At 68.4% G+C, this 2,869-nt stretch carries 1 protein-coding gene; it reads left to right on the forward strand.

Annotated features, from left to right (window positions below):
• Window positions 1-439: 439 nt before the first annotated feature.
• The coding region (locus U9980_RS27115; protein ID WP_322770528.1) for a DEAD/DEAH box helicase family protein at window positions 440-2,869 on the forward strand (2,430 nt) is incomplete at its 3' end.

The following is a 2,869-nucleotide window of genomic DNA, read 5'->3' on the forward strand; positions in this document are numbered from 1 at the left end:
TATCCGTTCGCCGCCGACATCGACGTTCTCCCGCCGTACCAGCGGCGGACCGGTCCAGGCCAGGCCCGCTTCCCGTGCGTTCTCCTCGAAGAACCCGAACTCGTCGTATGCGGGCAGTTGTGCGGCCGCTGTCATGTGGGCCTCCCGGGATGATCTGTTCCTCGAACGCCCGCGTGCGGTGACCGGAGATCGTGACGGTCCCCGTGGGGACTGGCTTATGCATCCGATATAGTTACAACATATATCTATATCAGGTGCGGTCCGGGCTGGGTAGACCGTTGCCTGGTCGTGGTTGGTGACAGGGTCGTGTCCGGTGAAATCCGGACCGAGACTACATTGTGAGTCTGCACAGTCACCAAATGGTCAAAGGGTGCACGATTATCGTTGTGTTCGCGTGCCCGGAGGCCCCAGGGCTCTCCACGGGGGCGGGCTGACGGTCATGGACGCGCGCATCGAAGAGCTGGCCCGCAGGTCGGCGAACTTCGGCTTCCTGCTTCCCCACGAACCAGTGCTGGTCTTCTACGGTGCGGGCGCGGAGTCCTACGCCTATTCTGATCCGAACGCCGCGCTGATCAAAGCCCGCCAGTTCGGCGAGGTCCTGGCGAAGACCCTGGTCAGCCGGGCCGGGCTGCCGACCCGCGGGGACAAACAGGTTGACCGCCTTGCGGCGCTCGCCCGCGCCGGGGTGTTCGACGGGCGTATCCGGGCCGCGTTCGACGCCGTCCGAACCGAGGGTAATCGGGCTGTCCACGGCTACTACGGCGAGGTGCGGGCGGCGGTCAGGGCGACGCGGGCGTGCTTCGAACTGGGTGTGTGGTTCCACCGGCTGATGACCGGCGACCGGACGGTCATCGCGTTCGTCCCACCACCCGAACCGGGCCGATCACAGCCGGCCGCCGCATCCGTGTCCGCGGCCGACGATGCCGAGCTTGCGGCGCTGCGCGCGGAGCTTGCCGACCACCGCTCCAAGCTTGCCGAAGCCAAGCTGCGTCTGGACGGCGGCGGCAACAACCGGCTGGACGCCGAACGCCGAGCGCGACGCGAGGCGGAGGAGGCACTGACCCGTGCACTGGCCGACGCGGAGAGCCTGCGCTCCGCTCTGGCCGCGTTGCCGGACCAGGACCAGGACCAGGTCGGCGAGCCGCAACCGGCAGTGCGGACACGGAAAAAGAAGGTGTCCGCGGCGGAGCGGGAGTCGTTCGTCGCGCAGGCCAAGTCCGCCGCGCGGGAACCGCGGACCGAGATCGAGGTACGCGTTGAGGTCGACCGGATGCTCACCCAGGCCGGTTGGTCGGTGCAGGACCTGTCCAGCCTGAACCTGATCGACCCCGCCGGTGTGGCGCTGCGCGAAGGCCGGACGGCGACCGGCCCCGCCGACTACCTGCTGTTCGTCAACCGCCGGCTCGTCGGCGTCGTGGAGGCCAAGCGGGAGGGCACCGTCCTCACCCCGGTCGAGGGGCAGTCCGGCCGGTATGCGAGCTCCCTGACCGACGAGCAGCGCGGGCAGGCATGGCGGTGGCCGCTGCCCTTCCGGTATGAGACGACCGCGGCCGAGACCCATTTCACCAACACCCTCGACCCGCGTGGCGGTCGGGCCCGGTCGGTGTTCTCCTTCCACCGGCCGGCGACGCTGGCCCGGTGGATGCGCGAGGCCGACGCAGACCCCGAGAATCCGACCCTGCGCCACCGGCTGGGGCACCTACCCCCGCTGCCCCACGGGAATCTCCGCCCCGCCCAGCTCGACGCGGTGGGCGGGCTGGAACGGTCACTCGCCGATGACCGGCCCCGGGCACTGATCCAGATGGCGACCGGCGCGGGCAAGACGTACGCGGCTGTCACCTCGTCGTACCGGCTGCTCGCACACGCCAAGGCACACCGCATCCTGTTCCTGGTCGACCGCAACAACCTCGGACGCCAAGCCAGGGAGGAGTTCGCCACCTACGTCACGGCTGGCGACGGCCGTAAGTTCACCGAGCTGTACAACGTCGAGCCGCTGACCGCCGCCGGGCTGCGCGGGTCCACCCATGTGGTGATCTCCACGGTGCAGCGGCTGTACGCGATGCTGCGCGGCCGCCCGGTGCCCGATCCCGACGTCGACGACCGGGCGTTCGACGCGGACACATCCGGGGACGGCTCCGGGGACGGCGATGACGAGCCGATCGACATCGCCTACAGCGCGGACATCCCGCCGGAGACGTTCGACCTGATCGTCGTGGACGAATGCCACCGGTCGATCTACGGACGCTGGCGCGCGGTACTGGAGTACTTCGACGCTTACCTGGTCGGCCTGACCGCCACCCCGGTGAAGCAGACGTTCGGCTTCTTCCACCAGAACCTGGTCAGCGAGTACACCTACCCGCAGGCGGTCGCCGACGGGGTGAACGTCGACTTCGACGTCTACCGCATCCGCACCGAGCTGACGCGCCACGGCGCGACCATCGAGGCGGGGATCACCGTCCCGAGGCGGGACAGGCGCACCCGCCAGCAACGTTACGAGGAACTCGACGACGACTTCTCCTGGACGCCGGAGCAGCTCGGCCGCTCGGTCGTCAGCCCGAACCAGATCGAACTGGTGCTGCGGACGTTCAAGGACCGGCTGTTCACCGAGATCTTCCCGGGCCGGACGCACGTCCCGAAGACGCTCATCTTCGCCAAGGACGACAACCACGCCGAGGACATCGTGATGAAGGTCCGGGAGGTGTTCGGCCAGGGCAACGAGTTCGCCACCAAAATCACCTACTCGGTACGGGACACCGACAGCCTGCTCAAGGCCTTCCGCAACAGCGCGGAACTGCGGATCGTCGTCACCGTCGACATGATCGCAACGGGCACGGACGTCCGGCCGCTGGAATGTCTGCTGTTCCTGCGC

This window comes from Protofrankia sp. Cr1, assembly GCF_963555865.1.
Lineage (GTDB): Bacteria > Actinomycetota > Actinomycetes > Frankiales > Frankiaceae > Protofrankia.